This is a genomic window from Achromobacter sp. 01N37, from assembly GCF_056399725.1.
In genome coordinates this window covers 146,794-161,331 of record NZ_JBFTRX010000006.1, presented here as the reverse complement: position 1 = coordinate 161,331, position 14,538 = coordinate 146,794, and the positions used below count along the sequence as shown (strand labels likewise).

Below are 14,538 nucleotides of genomic sequence, written 5' to 3'. Positions count from 1 at the left end.
TTTGATCTGAAAAAACAGCACAGATAGGCGCAGACAGAGGAAAAGGGGCCATCAGCGGGGATACGCCTGCGCCCGGTTCCCGAGGACGGGCCATTCGGCTACGATGGGAGCCCGCCGTTGGAACCCCCGACGTTTGCCGCAGGCCGCTGTCCTTCGCCGCAGAGATACCCCGATAGTCATGAGCATTACCAAAACGAAGGGCACGTCCAGTAAAGCCCAGGCCTTGCCGCACCGCATCCGCGACCAGTTGCGCTACGAAATCCTGACCGGCGCCTTGCCCGCTGGCACGCCGCTCAAGCAAGACGCCTTGGCCACGCGCTTTCAGGCCAGCCGCATTCCTGTGCGCGAAGCGCTGCGGCAGCTGGAAACGGAAGGCTTGGTGGCGTATCACCTGAACCGGGGCGCGGTGGTCATCCGCATGGACGTGGACCAGATCTGCGAGCTGCTCGACATCCGCATCGCGCTTGAAGGTTACGCGGTGCGCGCAGCCGTGCCGAACATGGCGCGGGCCGATCTCGACACGCTGGAAGCCATTCTGAAAGCCTACGACGAGGCCGATTCGGTATCGCAATGGGCCGAGCTGAACCGCCGTTTTCACCTGGCCTTGTGCGCGCCCGCGAACAACACGCGCTTGCGCCGGCTGATCGAGGAATACGGCCTGAACACCGACCGCTACACGCACGAGATGATGTCGCAGGCGACCGGCAAGGAAGGCCCGCAATCGGACCACTACCGCATCCTGGAAGCCTGTAGACAGCAGGACGGCGCGTTGGCTGCGCGCTTGGTGGAAGAACACATCCTTGAAACGAAGAAAAACCTGGTCGCCATGCACCGCATGCGCCAAGACGGCTGAACGCCTGCCGGGCCGATACGCCCGGCAGGCAAGCACACATCGCCGGCAGGCAAGCACACATCGCCAGCAGGCAAGCGCCTACGCCGCGCGGCCGCCCAGATACAGCTCGCGCACCTGCTCGTCATGCATCAGCGCGTGCGCGTCACCCGTGATGGCGACCGTGCCCATCGACAGCACGTACGCGCGATCCGAAATCCGCAGCGCTTCCATGGCGTTTTGCTCCACCATCAGAATCGTCACGTTTTCCTTGGCGCGGATGCGTTGAATGGCTTCGAACACTTCGCCCAGCGTCTTGGGCGACAGCCCGGCCGAGGGTTCATCCAGCAGCAACAAGCCGGGCGATGGCATCAGCGCACGCGCCAGCGCCAGAATCTGACGTTCACCGCCGGACAAGGACGCTGCCGGCGCATTCAGTTTGCGTTGCAGAACGGGGTAGTGCTGGCACAAGGTGCGCACGCGCGCGTCGCACTGCGCCTTGTCCATCGCATTGCCGCCGAGGCGGCTCGCGTCACAACAATATGGGGTTAACCCGTTACTTGCTGTTTCAAACGTCGTTTTGATGGGGCGGGTTGCACCTTTCCTGCCGAGTTGCACCTTTTTGCCGCCGCTGAAACAGCCGCGCCTGCCGACGGGTTCGTGGGCAGGCGCGGTGGGCAAGATCTTGCAGGGGGCAAGGGCCCCGGGGAGTAGAGATCAGTACATATGCTGGCCGCCGTTCATGGCCACATTGCTGCCGGTCATGAAGCCGGCGGCGTCGCTGCAAATGAATGCGACCAGCGCCGCAACTTCCTCGGGCTGGCCCAGCCGGCCCACGGGAATCTGCGGCAGAATCTTTTCCTTCAATACCTCCTCGGGTACCGCCTGCACCATGCGCGTGTCCAAATAACCGGGCGACACGGTGTTGACGGTGACGCCTCTGCTGGCCAGCTCCAGCGCCAGCGACTTTGTGAAGCCGTGTATGCCGGCTTTCGATGCGGCGTAGTTGGTTTGCCCGAACGCGCCCTTGCTGCCATTCACGGACGAGATGTTCACGATGCGGCCCCAGCCACGGTCGGCCATGCCGCCGCACAACGGCTGCGTCATGTTGAACATCGAATCCAGATTGCTGTGCATGACTTCGGTCCAGTTTTCGAAGCTCATTTTGCGCAGCCGGACATCGCGCGTGATGCCCGCGTTGTTGATCAGGATATCGATCTGGCGGCCGTCGCGTTCCAGGCGGCCCATCAATGCCTGGCACGACGCGTAGTCGCCCACATCCACCTGATAGATGGCGAAGCGGCGCCCCTTGGCCGCTTCTTGTTCCACCCACGCGCGGGTATTGGCCTCGCTGGCGTGGTAGGTCACGATCACGTCGTGGCCGGCATCGTGCAGTGCCAGGGCGATGGCCCGCCCCAAGCCAACGCCGCCGGTCACGAGCGCCGTGCGCTTAGCCGTCATGATGGCCTCCCGGCTGGCTGGCGTCGCGCATGGCCGAGCATGCCGCGGCCATCTGGTTGGACATCGTCGACCACATCTGTGTCAGTGGCGACGCGCCAACGGCCATGCCGGCGCCCGTGGCGGTTTTGAACCAGCTGCTCATGGCTTCGCCGAAGCCGGCCGCCAATGCGGCTTGTTCCTCAAGCGCGGCGTGCGTGATCGCCTGGCTGGCTTCCAGCTGGCTTTGCCATCGCTTGCGCGTCACTTCGCCCAGCGCGGGCGCAATCTGTTGCCAGTCACCGCCATGAGCCAGCGGGCCCAGTGTTGACAGGTATTGCGTGGTGTGGTCGTCGGCCAGGCGTCGGCCCAGTTCCATCCAGCGTTGCTGGCTCTCTTGCGCAAGTTTGGCCAGCCGTTGGCAATAGGCGGCGTTGGCGCCGGCGATGCCTTGGGGTGCGGGGGCAGTAGTCTTATTCATCATCCGTCCTTTTAAGAAGTGGTAAGGGGAAACGAATCAGTCCCTCAAGCCATCTGGCTCAGGGTCTTGCGAAAACGCGCCAGAGAGAACGCGAATAGAACGGCGCCAATCAGCGTCAGCGCCAGGAAGGGTTGCCATACGACGCTGAATCCCGCGCCGCGATAGAGAATGGCCTGGCCCAGTTCCACGAAGTGGGTCGTGGGTGCGGCCAACATGATGTTCTGCACGAAGTCCGGCATGCTCTCGCGCGGGGTGGTGCCGCCCGACAGCATTTGCAGTGGTAGCAGCACCAGCACGAGCAGCATTCCAAACTGCGGCATGCTGCGTGCAAGCGTGGCCATGAAGATGCCCATGGACGTGGTCGCGAACAAGTGCAACGCAGCGCCCACCAGGAACAGCGCCACCGACCCTTCGATTGGCACCTGCAACAAGCCACGCACGACGAACGTCAACGATAGCCCAGCCGACACCAAAACCACCAGCCCCATGGACCACACCTTCGCCACCATGATTTCTGTGGGCGTCACGGGCATGACCAAAAGGTGTTCGATGGTGCCGTGTTCCCGCTCGCGGATCAGCGCGGCGCCGGTCAATATGATGGACAACATCGTGACGTTGTTGATGATCTCCATCATCGCGCCAAACCAGGCCTGCGTCAGGTTGGGGTTAAACCGCATACGCACGGCCAGCTCTACGGGCAGCGTCGTGGGCGCGCGGTAGCGACTGACGAATTCATTGATCTCGTCGGTGACGATCTGCTGGATATAGCTGCTGCCGGTGAACGCCTGGCTCATGCGGGTGGCGTCCACGTTCAGCTGGATTTCGGCGGGCCGGCCAGCCAACACGTCGCGTTGGAAGTTAGGTGGAATGTTGACCGAAAACGTATAGCGGCCCGCGTCCATGCCGGCGTCCGCCTGCGCCGATGTGATGGTTTCCGGCGGCGTGAAATGCGGCGGATAAAACGCCGACGTGATGCGCGCCGATAAAGGCGAAGCATCTTCGTCCACCACCGCGATGGGGGCGTTGTGCAGCGTTTCCGGTACAGCGGTGGCCGCGGTGTAGATCATCAGCGTGAACGACACGCCGATCAGGATCAGCATCATCGGGTCGCGCGCCAGACTCCATAGTTCTTTGACGCCCAGGCGGTAGATGTTGGCCAGATGTCGCATTCAGGTCTCCTGCTTTTTCAGCAGCAGCACCGACGCGCCCAGAATGATCGGTATTGCGGCCAGCAGCGGCCAGAACGAGGCCTGCAGATCCGTAAACCCCAGCGCCTTGCTGAATACGCCACGGCTGATCGTCAGCATGTGCGTGGCGGGATAGATCTGCCCGATCAGCCGCCCGCCGCCTTCCAGTGACGACACCGGGTTCAACAGCCCCGCGAATTGCACCGCGGGCACCAGCGTGCCGATCATCGTGAAGAACAGCGCTGCGATCTGGCTGCGTGTGAAGGTGGACGCCAGCAGGCCGATGGCGGTGGCCACCACGTTATAGATCAGCGCGGCCGCCAGCAGCGTCATAAAGCTTCCGGTGATGGGCACGCCGAATAGCGTCACGGCCAGCAAGGTCATCAACAGAAAATTCAACATGGCCAGCGCAACATACGGCGCCTGTTTGCCCAACAGGAATTCCAGCCGCGTCACCGGCGTGACGTACAGGTTGATGATGGACCCCAGTTCCTTTTCGCGCACGACGGCAAGTGCGGTCAGCATGGCGGGCATCATCAGCAGCAACAGCGGAATCACGGCCGGCACCATGGCGGGCAGGCTGCGCACGTCGGGGTTATAGCGAAAGCGCGTTTCGATGCTGACGGCTTGTTGCGCGCTGGCGCCCAGCCGTTCGCGCGCCTGCTGCATCAGCCAGCCTTGATGCATGCCCTGCACATAGCCGCGTATGGTTTCCGCGCGCTGCGGCATGGCGCCGTCGATCCACACGCCGATCTGTACGGCCTTGCCGCGCTGCACGTCGCGCGCAAAGCCCTGCGGAATCTCGATCGCCAGCGATAGCTCGCCGCTGCGCATGCGCGCGTCCATCTCGTTGTAGTTCGAGATAGGCGGCTGTTCGATGAAGTACCGCGAGCCGGAAAGATTCAGGCTGTAGTTGTGGCTAAGGCTCGTCTGGTCGCGGTCCATGACGGCGTAGCGCAAGTCTTCCACATCCAGGCTGATGCCGTAACCCATCACGAACATCAGCAGCAGCGACCCCGCCAGCGCCAAGGTGGCGCGCACCGGGTCGCGGCGCAGTTCCAGCGTTTCGCGCCACATGTAGCTGAGTGCGCGTTGCAGGCTGAAACCGTGGCGGGGAGCGGGCGGCGGTTCTGGCTGCGGGGCAGGGGCGGCGTCTTCTGGTGCGGCGCTTGCCGCCGTGCCGGCCCCCGCATCGATCAGATACGCAATGAATGCTTCTTCCAGGGTCTTCGCGCCGCGCATGCGCGTGATCTCGGCAGGCGATGCGCTGACCAGCACCTTGCCCGCATGCATCAACGACATCCGGTCGCAGCGCTGCGCTTCGTTCATGAAGTGCGTCGAGATGAAAATCGTGACCTTGTCTTGTCGGGCCAGCGCAATCAGCAAGCGCCAGAACGCATCGCGCGCAACGGGGTCCACGCCAGAGGTCGGCTCGTCCAGGATCAGCAGCTCGGGTTTATGCACCATGGCCACAGCCAGCGATAAGCGCTGACGCACGCCCATGGGCAGGCTTTCCGGCAAGGTGTCCAGCACGTCGCCCAATTCGAATCGCGCGACCATATCGTCCACGCGCGCCGGGATATCGGCTTCGGGCACGTGGAACAGCCGGGCATGCAGCACCAGGTTCTGGCGCACGGTCAGCTCGCCATACAGCGAAAACGCTTGCGACATATAACCCACACGGCGGCGGGTATCGATGTTGCGCGGATCAACCTCCTGGCCGAACAGCCAGGCCTGGCCTTCGCTGGCGGGCAGCAGGCCCGTCAGCATTTTCATGGTGGTGGATTTGCCGCAGCCGTTCGATCCCAGAAAGCCGAAGATCTCGCCACGGCGGATGCGGAAGTTCACGTGGTCTACCGCCACGAAGTCGCCAAAGCGCATGGTCAGATCGCGCGCCTCGATGGCGATTTCGGCGTTGTCGTCCAACGCCAGCGGCACAATTTCCACCGGCTTGTGGCCCCGGCGTTTCGCTTCGGGCAGCAGTGCGATGAAGGCCGCTTCCAGAGAATCCGCGCCGGTGCGCTGCGTAAGGTCAGCGGGCGTGCCGGTGGCCAGCACGCGGCCGTCGTCCATGGCGATGAGCCAATCAAAGCGCTGCGCTTCGTCCATATAGGCGGTGGCGACAATCACGCTCATGCCCGGACGTTCGCGGCGGATCTCGTTGATCAAGTCCCAGAATTGCGCGCGCGCCAGCGGGTCGACGCCGGTGGTCGGTTCATCCAGGATCAGCAGGTCAGGGTCGTGGATCAGCGCGCAGCACAGGCCCAGCTTCTGCTTCATGCCACCCGATAACTTGCCGGCGGGGCGCGACAGAAAGGCAGACATGCCGGTGCTGCGCGTCAGGCTGTCGATGCGGCGGCGGCGCTCGGCCTCGTCGTGGCCGAACAGGCGGCCGAAAAATTGCAGGTTCTCTTCCACCGACAGCGTGGGGTATAGGTTTTTGCCCAGGCCTTGCGGCATGTAGGCGATGCGCGGGCAGACGTCGTCGCGGTGCCGGGGGGTGGCCATGTCGCCGCCCAGGGCTTCGACGCGGCCTTCCTGCACCGCGCGTGCGCCCGCCACCAACGCCAGCAAGCTGGACTTGCCCACACCGTCGGGGCCGATCAGGCCCACCATGCGGCCGGGTGGAATATCCAGCGTGATGCCGTCCAGCGCCACGGTGCTGCCGTAGCGCAGGCGCACATCGGATAGCCGAACGACAGGGGCGGCGCCAGGGGCATCCATCAGGGCACCCGGACTTCAAGATTGCCGGGCCAGGCGGCGTCGGCATCCAGCTTCAGCCACGCGACGCCCGGCAGGCCCGTCTTCACCTGCGTCAAATGTTGTTGCAGCAGCGCGGGGCTGATCTGCGCCTTGACGCGGAACATCAGCTTTTGCCGTTCGCTGGCGGTTTCCACCGTCTTGGGCGTGAACTGCGCCGTGCTGGCCACGAACGACACCTTGGCCGGAATCACATATTGCGGCGCGGCGTCCAGAATGATGCGCACGTCTTGGCCCAGCGCCACGCGGCCGGCGGCTTGCTCGGGCAGGAAGAACGTCATGTAGACATCGGACAGGTCGACCATGTTCAGCACTTTGCCGCCAGCCCCCAGCACTTCACCGGGTTGTGCAACGCGGTACTGCACGCGGCCGTCGCGCGGGGCGCGCAGCTCGCTGTCGGTGATGTCGGCGTCGATGCGGGCGATGGTGGCTTGCGCAGCGGCGATGGCCGATTGCGCGCCCACCTGCGCGGCGCGCGCGGCGTCGATTGCGGCCGCAGCTGCCCGCACTTGGGCGCGGGCGGCTTGGGCGGCGGCCTGCGCGCTGCGCACGCGGGCGCGGTCATCGTCCAGCTCCTGGATAGACGACGCGCCTTCCTTGGATAGCGTTTCCGAGCGCGCCAGACGGCGGCGCGCGGCGTCAGCTTCGCTGTCGCGTTGCACAACGACGGCTTCGGCGGCCAGCTTGTCACTTTCACGCTGCGCGACTTGCGCTGCGGCGCTGGCCGCGCTGTTGATCGCTTGCTGATGCTGGGCGCGCGCTTCTTCGCGCTGTGCATTCAGCGTGTCGATCTGCATGCGCGCAAGCGGTTGGCCGGCTTTGACGAAGTCGCCTTCGATCACCAGCACATCGCTCACGCGGCCGGCCAATTTGGTGGCGACGTCGATTTCGGTGGCTTCGATGCGGCCGTTACCGCTGATGAAGCCTTCTCCCGGCCCGGTGTCGGCCAGCAGCCGCCAGCCGGCGTACCCCGCGGCCGCGACCGCCAGAACTATCAACACGGGAATCAGCTTTCGGGTGGGCAGAGGCATGACGGGTTCCTGGATTATTCGGTGGAAGGGGCGGCGGCGGTGAATCCCGCGGCGTGGGTGCCGCCGCCCAGCGCGGCGTACAGGCCGACCCGGCTGGACAACAGCGCGCGGCGCCGCTGCACCAGCGTCTGCTGCGCGGCGAGCAGGTCGCGCTGCGCGTCCAGCACTTCCAGATACGGTGACGCGCCGTGCTCATAGCGCAGCTGCGCCAGCCGCGCGCGTTCGCTTTGCGCGGCGACGGTGGCGCGCAGCACCTCCACTTGTTCGGCCAGCCAGTGGCGCGCCGTCAAGGCGTCGGACACGTCGCGAAACGCGCTCTGGATGCTCTTCTCGTAGGTGGCGATGGCTTGGTCGCGCCGCACCTCGGTCAGATCCAGTGTGGACTGGCGGCGGCCGGCGTCGAAGATCGGCAGGCTGATGCTGGGCGCGAAGTTCCAGGCGCGGCTACCGCCCGAAAACAAGCCATCCAGCTCGGCGCTGGCGGTGCCGAATGCGCCGGTCAGCGTGATGCTGGGCAAGAAGGCGGCGCGCGCGGCGCCGATGTTGGCGTTGGCGGCTTGCAATTGATGCTCGGCGGCGACGATGTCGGGGCGGCTGACCAGCAGGTCCGACGGCAGCCCGGCGGGCAGGTCGCGCATGACGGCGTTGTCGTCCAGCTGCGTGATGTGCGCGGGCAGATTCAACGGTGCGCCCACCAGCAATTCCAGCGCGTGCGCCTGCGCGGCGCGGGTCTGTTCCAGGTCGGCGCCCAATGCGCGCGCTTGCTGCCACAAGGTCTCGACTTGGGTCAGGTCAAGTTTTGATATCGCGCCCACTTCAAAACGGCGGCGGAAGATGCGCAGCGACTCCGCGCGCGAGGCGATGGTTTCGCGCGTGAGCGCGAGCCGTTCATCCAGTTCGCGCAGCGTCAGGTAGCTGTCGGCCACTTGCGTGATGAGGCTGAGCGTGGCGGCTTGCGCCGCGGCGTCGGACGCCAGGTAGTTTTGCAATGCGGCGTCTTTCAGACTGCGCACGCGGCCCCAGAAATCCAGCTCCCAGGTGGCCATGCCCACGCCGGCTTGATACTGGCTGCTGATCTGCGGTTGGCCGGTCAGGTTCAGGTCCCCCGGCACGCGGCTGCGCGTGCCCTCGGCCTGCACGCCGATGGTGGGGAATTGATCTGCGCGTTGAATGCCGTACAGCGCGCGGGCTTCTTCAACACGCAGCAAGGCGGTGCGCAGGTCGCGGTTGTTCGCCAGTGCGCTGTCGATCAGGCCGTGCAGGACGGGGTCGGAAAAATAGGTCTGCCAGGCGATGTGGGCGGCGGCTTCGGCGTTGGCATCTGGTGCCGCGTTGGAAGGCGCATTAGGGATGGCTTGGGACGCCGCATCCTGCGTGGCTTGCGGTGCAGCGTCGGGCGCCGTGGCCGGTGTGTAAGCGGCGGGCACGGGCAGAGCAGGGCGGGTGTAGGTTGGCGCCATGGACACGCAGCCCGCCAGCAGCACGCACAAGGCGGCGGGGGCGGCGCGCAGGGCGCTCAGGGTCTTGGCCGGATACGGACGGCGAGTCATGCAAGGGTCTCCAGCGCGAGGGCGCCGGGTGCGTCCGGGGCGGCGCGGCTTGTGGCCAGGCTTTCGGACGGACCCGATGCCAGGGTCATGCATTCATTGTGCCCAGGGTGCGCGCAGCGTTCCTTGATGCGGGTCAAGTTAACGACTGACCGGTCGGTTTTTAATGTCCGGGACTTGCAGGGGAATTCGCTATGAGCGTGCAACGCCGTCGTCTGCCTCCTGCCGTGCGCGTCGGGCAGATCCTTGACGCGGCATTGCAGGAATTTTCACGAGCGGGCTATGCCGGCGCCAGGATGGAAGACATCGCCGTGCGCGCCGGCCTGTCCAAAGGGGGGCTATACGCGCATTTCGCCAGTAAGGAAGACGTCTTCGAGGCGCTGCTCACGCGCCATCTGAATCCGGCCCGGCTGGACGTGGACGCGGTGGTGGATGGGGCGTCGTCCCCGCGCCATCTGGCCGAGCGCATCGTGAACCACCTGTACGCGTCTTTGAGCGACCCCGCCATGGCCGGCACGATGCGCCTGTTGCTGGCGGAAAGCGGGCGAGTGCCGCACCTGGCCTCTCGTTGGCGGCGTGAAACCGCTGATGCGTATCAGTCTGATATTGCGCAGGTGCTGGCGCGGGCGCGCAAGCGTGGCCTGTGCGGCAGGTGCCTGGCGGTGGAACATCCCTGGCTGCTGCTGTCGCCCATCGTGCATACGCTGGTCATGTCGGCGCTGATGGGTCCCGAAGAACAGATCAACCTGCCGGCCCGCAGACGGGCGCATATTGCGTTGATCCAGCGCTTGCTGGAATCCGCGACTTGAATCTGCGGCATGAACCCGCGACGTGAACCCGCGACACGGCAGGCAGGGCGCTGTGTAATCGCTTCTTGACGCTGCGCCGCGCTTGGTGTCCTATCCCTTTCAGGATGGTTTTGCACATAGACTGAATTTCCAGCGAGGCGGCTTTGACGACATCAGGAATGACGGTTCGTGTGCCGTCCTGGCGGTATTTGCCAGTGGCATTTGCCTTGCTGCTCCCGATTGTGTTGTGCGTGGCCTGGTCTTGGGTGCATGCCAAGAACGAACGGCGCAACGAAGCCGAAGCGGCCGCGCAAATCGTTCGTGTTCAGGTTGAGACCATTCTTTCGCAAGCGTGGTCTGTGCTGGACCGGGTGGCCGAGCTGACGCCGAAGCCTTGCGCGGAAGTGCTGCCTTTGCTGCAACGCTGGAGCGCGCTGAACCCGTATTTCCGCGCCCTGATTCTCGCCAACAGTGATCACATCTATTGTTCGTCGGTGCTCGGGACCGTGGATTTCTCCGTGGGTGATTTCCGCAATTGGCCCATCGACGCCACGCCCGACCGCTGGTTGTTCTCGGTGGCGGGAACGCCGCTGGCGCCTGAGCGCCCCGCGATCCTGCTGGGCAAGCCGGGCGCCCCGGGCTATAGCGGCGCCGTGGCGCTGGACGGCCGGTACATCCTGGACCTGCTCAATGCCGTTGCCTCGCTGGGCGACTACGGGCTGGAGCTGATCGTAGGCAAGGGGGCGCCCATCCGCAGTGAGTCCTGGAAGGCGTCAAGCAAAGGCGCCGAGCTCATCTACGACGAAGTCACGCGGAACAACGGGCGTGTGGCGTTGACCATCAATGTCCGCGCCCCGGCCGAAGGCTTGGTGCATGCGTGGCAGCAGCTGTTGCTGAGCTATCTGCCCGTTGCGCTGCTGATCGGCGCCGGGCTGGCGTTTGCCGCTTACCGTTTGCAGGTCAATCGCCTGTCATTCAAAGAGCAGCTGCGCAGCGCCATGCGCGCCAACGAGTTCCAGGTCTACTACCAGCCGGTGTACGGGCAACTGACCGGGCAGTGCGAAGGGGCTGAAGCGCTGATGCGCTGGAATCGGCCCGGCGTGGGTTTCGTGCGGCCCGACATCTTCATCGCGGCGGCCGAAGCCGAGGGCATGATCATTCCGCTGACCCAGCATCTGTTGCGGCTGATCGAACGCGATATGCAAACGTGGGCTACGCCACCCGACTTTCACATTGGCGTGAACATCGCACCCGAGCATCTGTCGGGCACGACGCTCGTGTCCGACATTCAGGCGTTTCGCGCGAATATCGCTGCGCGCCAACCGCTGGTCGTGCTGGAAATCACCGAACGCAGCCTGATTGCGGATAACGGCCAGGCGCGCCGCAATATTGACGCGCTGCGCGCCGACGGCGTGCGCGTGGCGATCGACGATTTCGGCACGGGCCATTGCTCGCTATCGTATTTGCAGAAGTTTCCGGTGGATTACCTGAAGATCGACAAGGGCTTCGTGCAGGCCATCTTGCCGTCGGGCGAAGACGCGCCGGTGCTGGACGTGATCATCACGTTGTCGCATCGGTTGAATCTGGCGGTGGTGGCGGAAGGCGTCGAAACGCAAGTGCAGTTTGATTACCTGACGGCGCGCGGCGTGGCGTTCATTCAGGGGTATCTGTTTGCGCGGCCCATGCCGTCCGCGGATTTCGTGCGGTGGTATGTCGGGCATTCGCCGCCAGGGGCTGTCGCCGCCGCGGCGCAGCGCCCGGTCACGGACGCCCCTAACGCGGCGTGACGAGCCGCCTGGCTGCGGCTCAAGACGGCGTCACGGGCGGCGTCGCCGACTTGGCGAAGAACAGATCCGTGATGGCCTGGCTGTCCATCGGTTCGCCATTGATGGCGCGCGTCAGCAGTTCAGCGCCCAGCAACTGCACCGAGAACACCATGTCCGGATGCACGCGCCGGATCTTCTCCAGATGCTTGCTGGTGTTGACCAGCGCCACCGTCTTCGCGCCGCCTTCGCCTGTGGCTTCTTTGGCCGCCAGCACGATGAACGCATTTTCGGCGTCGTCATCGCGCAGCGCCAGCACATAGCGCGCGCGCGTCACTCCCGCATTGCGCAGGATTTCCACGCTGGAGGGGTCGCCTTCGATCAGGTCGGTGGCGGCGGGGTATTCGTGGGGCGTGCCGACAGGCACGATGACGGTCACTTCCTCGCTGCGTTGGCGCAGCCCGTTGTAGACGCTGAGCGCCAGCGGCGTGGCGCCTGCGATGATGATGTGGTTTTTTCTCATGGCGGTAGAGAGCCTGCCTTTGACCAGCCGTTTCAGATTGCCGCCGATCACCGGCCCGGCGATGGCGCTGATGGAGGTAGCGAACACCGTAATGCCAAGGATGATAATCGACGCGGTGAACAGCCTGGCGGTGGTGCTGTGCGGCGTGATGTCGCCATACCCCACGGTGGACATCGACACGATGGAAAAGTAGAGCGCAGTGCCTGCGTCCAGCACGGGCGGATTGAATTCGTTGCCCAGGTAGAGCGTGCCGAAGATGGCGTAGATCAGCAGCGACAACACACTGACCAGCGCGAACAGCGAGCCTGCGGTAACGCTTGCGCGGTCAAAGCGGCGCCAATACGCGATCAGCGCAATCACCAGCACCAGCGTGTAGATGCCCAGCCCCGCGCGCCCGGCGTCACCCATAATCGCGAACGTGCCGATGCCGATCAGCAGCACCAGCGAGAACGCCCATGCGATGCGCGCCTTCAGGATCAGGCCGATGGCAATGACTTGCAGGCCGACGCCGAGCACCAGGCGCGGAATTTCCAGCAGGCCCACCACGCGCATCACTTCATGCCAGTTATCCAGCGCCAGCCAAAATGAGTATTCGCGCGCGCGCACTTCGCGCAGCACCGGGTGCATGAACGCATAGCCATCCAGCGCAACAAGAATCGCCAGGCACCAGTTCGGCGGAAACAGCGATAGCGCTTTGCGCAGGCGCTGTTTGAGGGTGTGGGTTGTGGTCGGCATCGGTGTGGGAGCGTGTCCTTTTGTCCGTATTTTAGGACGTTGCGCGACGGGCTCTGCTATGCCAAATAGGTATAGAAGGCTATCAACAAAGAATTACTGGAATCGCGCGGCAAGTCCTAAACTTCCTTCATCACGCGGCTATCCAAACGGAAAACCGCTGATACGGGCGGTAAGCCAACCAGTCTTCATTGGATGGTGTGACGCCCGGGCGTTGATCACGTTGCAGCTTGTATGGGAACTAGAGACCCTGCACAAGTTCACGGTTGGACCGTGCGTGAGCAGTATGAGGCACGAATGTTGGAATCGCGTGATCCAGGTAGAAGGCATCAGTGCCGGCTGATGACTCCGGGTTCACGTGTTGTTTTAGCGCGGCGTCTTACCTCTCGGGGGCAGCGCCGCGTTTTTTTCGCCTATACGATGCGCATGTCCGCATCGTGGCGCGGCCGCTTCAGTCCGCCGCGCCGGCATCCGCGGTTTCGCGGCGCCAATCTTCCAGCGCGTCCAGCCGGCTGTCTTCCCCCATCTCCCGATAGTCCAGATCCAGCGTGATGTCTGCGGCGAACATATAGCCCCAGCCATGCACCGCGCGGATCGGCAACGTCATCTGATTGGCGGCGGCTTTGCGGCGCAAGCGGCTGATCATCACATCCACGAAGCGGCGCCGCGTGATGCCGCTGTCGGCGTCGTCTGCGCCGTCGGCATAGAAGGCGTCGCGGCTGACCTTGCGGTCTGGCGCCGTCACCAAGCGGGAAATGAAATCGCGTTCGCCTGTCGTCAGGCCCAGCGTGCGGCCCGTGGGGCTGATCAGCGTCCAGCCCTTGTTGGCCAACCGCCAGGTTTCCTGAGCGGGCTCTTCGGCGTGCGCGTCGGCGGCCGCGTCCATCCCATCCATGCCCACCGCGCGGCGCACCAGCGCTTGAAGCACCGCGGCCAACTCCAGGCCCGTGACGTCTGGCGGCAGGCAGGCATCCGCCCCGCACAGCAGCGTGCGGATTCGGCTTTCGGCGTCGGCGAATGCAGCGATTGCGACGATGCCCAGCCCGCGGTCCACGGCGCGCAGGCGTACGGCGGCGTTGTGTATGTCTGAAAGGGGAGCCTCCAGCACGACCAGCGGGCTGGGGCGGCGGGAGTAACGGTCGTACACGTCTACCAGATCCAGGCAGCGGCGGACGCAGAAGCCCAGGTGAGACAGGGCGTCCACGAGCCGGGCATGCCTGGCGTCGTCGGCTCCGAGGAAAATGACATCCAGCGTGTTATTCATTGATGCTTCCAATGAGGTGGCGCGGCATAGGGCGGCGCCTGAGAGGGAAGCGCGCGGCGTCAGCAGTCCCGGCATGCCCCTCTTTATCGCGCCGCGCCATGACGAGACCGTCTGGCGGTGTTGTTGGTATGGAGGCGAGAGGTCCGGACGATTGCCGTTCCGATGCATGGGCCGTTGGCCGCTGGTGACCCGATCC

11 protein-coding genes and 1 pseudogene are annotated in these 14,538 nt (G+C 64.6%); 3 read left to right on the top strand and 9 right to left on the bottom strand.

What is annotated here, in order from left to right:
* Positions 1-178 precede the first annotated feature (178 nt).
* Positions 179-853 carry a GntR family transcriptional regulator gene (locus AC1DSJ_RS16235; RefSeq protein ID WP_391565586.1) on the top strand — a complete coding sequence of 225 codons (675 nt, stop codon included), beginning with the start codon at positions 179-181 and terminating at the stop codon, positions 851-853.
* A gap of 78 nt (positions 854-931) precedes the next feature.
* On the opposite strand, the pseudogene AC1DSJ_RS16230 reads toward AC1DSJ_RS16235, so the two are convergent.
* The 7 genes and pseudogenes from AC1DSJ_RS16230 to AC1DSJ_RS16200 all read right to left on the bottom strand — a co-directional run.
* Positions 932-1,351, bottom strand: a pseudogene (locus AC1DSJ_RS16230) (ATP-binding cassette domain-containing protein); the annotation flags it as partial.
* A 195-nt stretch (positions 1,352-1,546) separates the two neighbouring features.
* Positions 1,547-2,290: an acetoacetyl-CoA reductase gene (gene phbB / locus AC1DSJ_RS16225; protein WP_441371625.1), complete on the bottom strand. Its 744-nt coding sequence runs from the start codon at positions 2,288-2,290 to the stop codon at positions 1,547-1,549.
* Positions 2,280-2,747, bottom strand: coding sequence for a hypothetical protein (locus tag AC1DSJ_RS16220; RefSeq protein WP_338060059.1), 468 nt, complete (start codon positions 2,745-2,747; stop codon positions 2,280-2,282). Before AC1DSJ_RS16220 ends, phbB begins: the two co-directional genes overlap by 11 nt.
* Positions 2,748-2,791: 44 nt before the next feature.
* Positions 2,792-3,916 (bottom strand): ABC transporter permease, encoded by a 1,125-nt coding sequence (locus tag AC1DSJ_RS16215; RefSeq protein WP_441371624.1) that lies wholly within the window; start codon positions 3,914-3,916, stop codon positions 2,792-2,794.
* The gene (gene rbbA / locus AC1DSJ_RS16210; RefSeq protein WP_441371623.1) at positions 3,917-6,658 is read right to left on the bottom strand and encodes a ribosome-associated ATPase/putative transporter RbbA; all 2,742 of its coding nucleotides are present in this window, start codon (positions 6,656-6,658) and stop codon (positions 3,917-3,919) included.
* Complete coding sequence (locus AC1DSJ_RS16205) at positions 6,658-7,725, bottom strand: HlyD family secretion protein (RefSeq protein WP_441371622.1); 1,068 nt, start codon at positions 7,723-7,725, stop codon at positions 6,658-6,660. The genes rbbA and AC1DSJ_RS16205 overlap by 1 nt, the downstream gene beginning before the upstream one ends.
* Before the next feature lie 14 nt (positions 7,726-7,739).
* Positions 7,740-9,275: an efflux transporter outer membrane subunit gene (locus tag AC1DSJ_RS16200; protein ID WP_441371621.1), complete on the bottom strand. Its 1,536-nt coding sequence runs from the start codon at positions 9,273-9,275 to the stop codon at positions 7,740-7,742.
* A 191-nt stretch (positions 9,276-9,466) separates the two neighbouring features.
* Here AC1DSJ_RS16200 and AC1DSJ_RS16195 point away from each other — a divergent pair, with 191 nt between their 5' ends.
* Entirely contained in the window at positions 9,467-10,081 is a 615-nt protein-coding gene (locus AC1DSJ_RS16195; RefSeq protein ID WP_441371620.1) for a TetR/AcrR family transcriptional regulator, read from the top strand.
* A gap of 206 nt (positions 10,082-10,287) precedes the next feature.
* Positions 10,288-11,847: an EAL domain-containing protein gene (locus tag AC1DSJ_RS16190; protein WP_346551568.1), complete on the top strand. Its 1,560-nt coding sequence runs from the start codon at positions 10,288-10,290 to the stop codon at positions 11,845-11,847.
* Between the two features lie 19 nt (positions 11,848-11,866).
* Here the strand turns inward: AC1DSJ_RS16190 and kch are convergent, their stop codons facing one another.
* Together kch and AC1DSJ_RS16180 are read right to left on the bottom strand one after the other, a co-directional pair.
* Positions 11,867-13,081 carry a voltage-gated potassium channel protein gene (gene kch, locus AC1DSJ_RS16185; RefSeq protein WP_054423212.1) on the bottom strand — a complete coding sequence of 405 codons (1,215 nt, stop codon included), beginning with the start codon at positions 13,079-13,081 and terminating at the stop codon, positions 11,867-11,869.
* Between the two features lie 448 nt (positions 13,082-13,529).
* The gene (locus AC1DSJ_RS16180) at positions 13,530-14,342 is read right to left on the bottom strand and encodes a response regulator transcription factor (protein ID WP_175170944.1); all 813 of its coding nucleotides are present in this window, start codon (positions 14,340-14,342) and stop codon (positions 13,530-13,532) included.
* Positions 14,343-14,538: the final 196 nt, after the last annotated feature.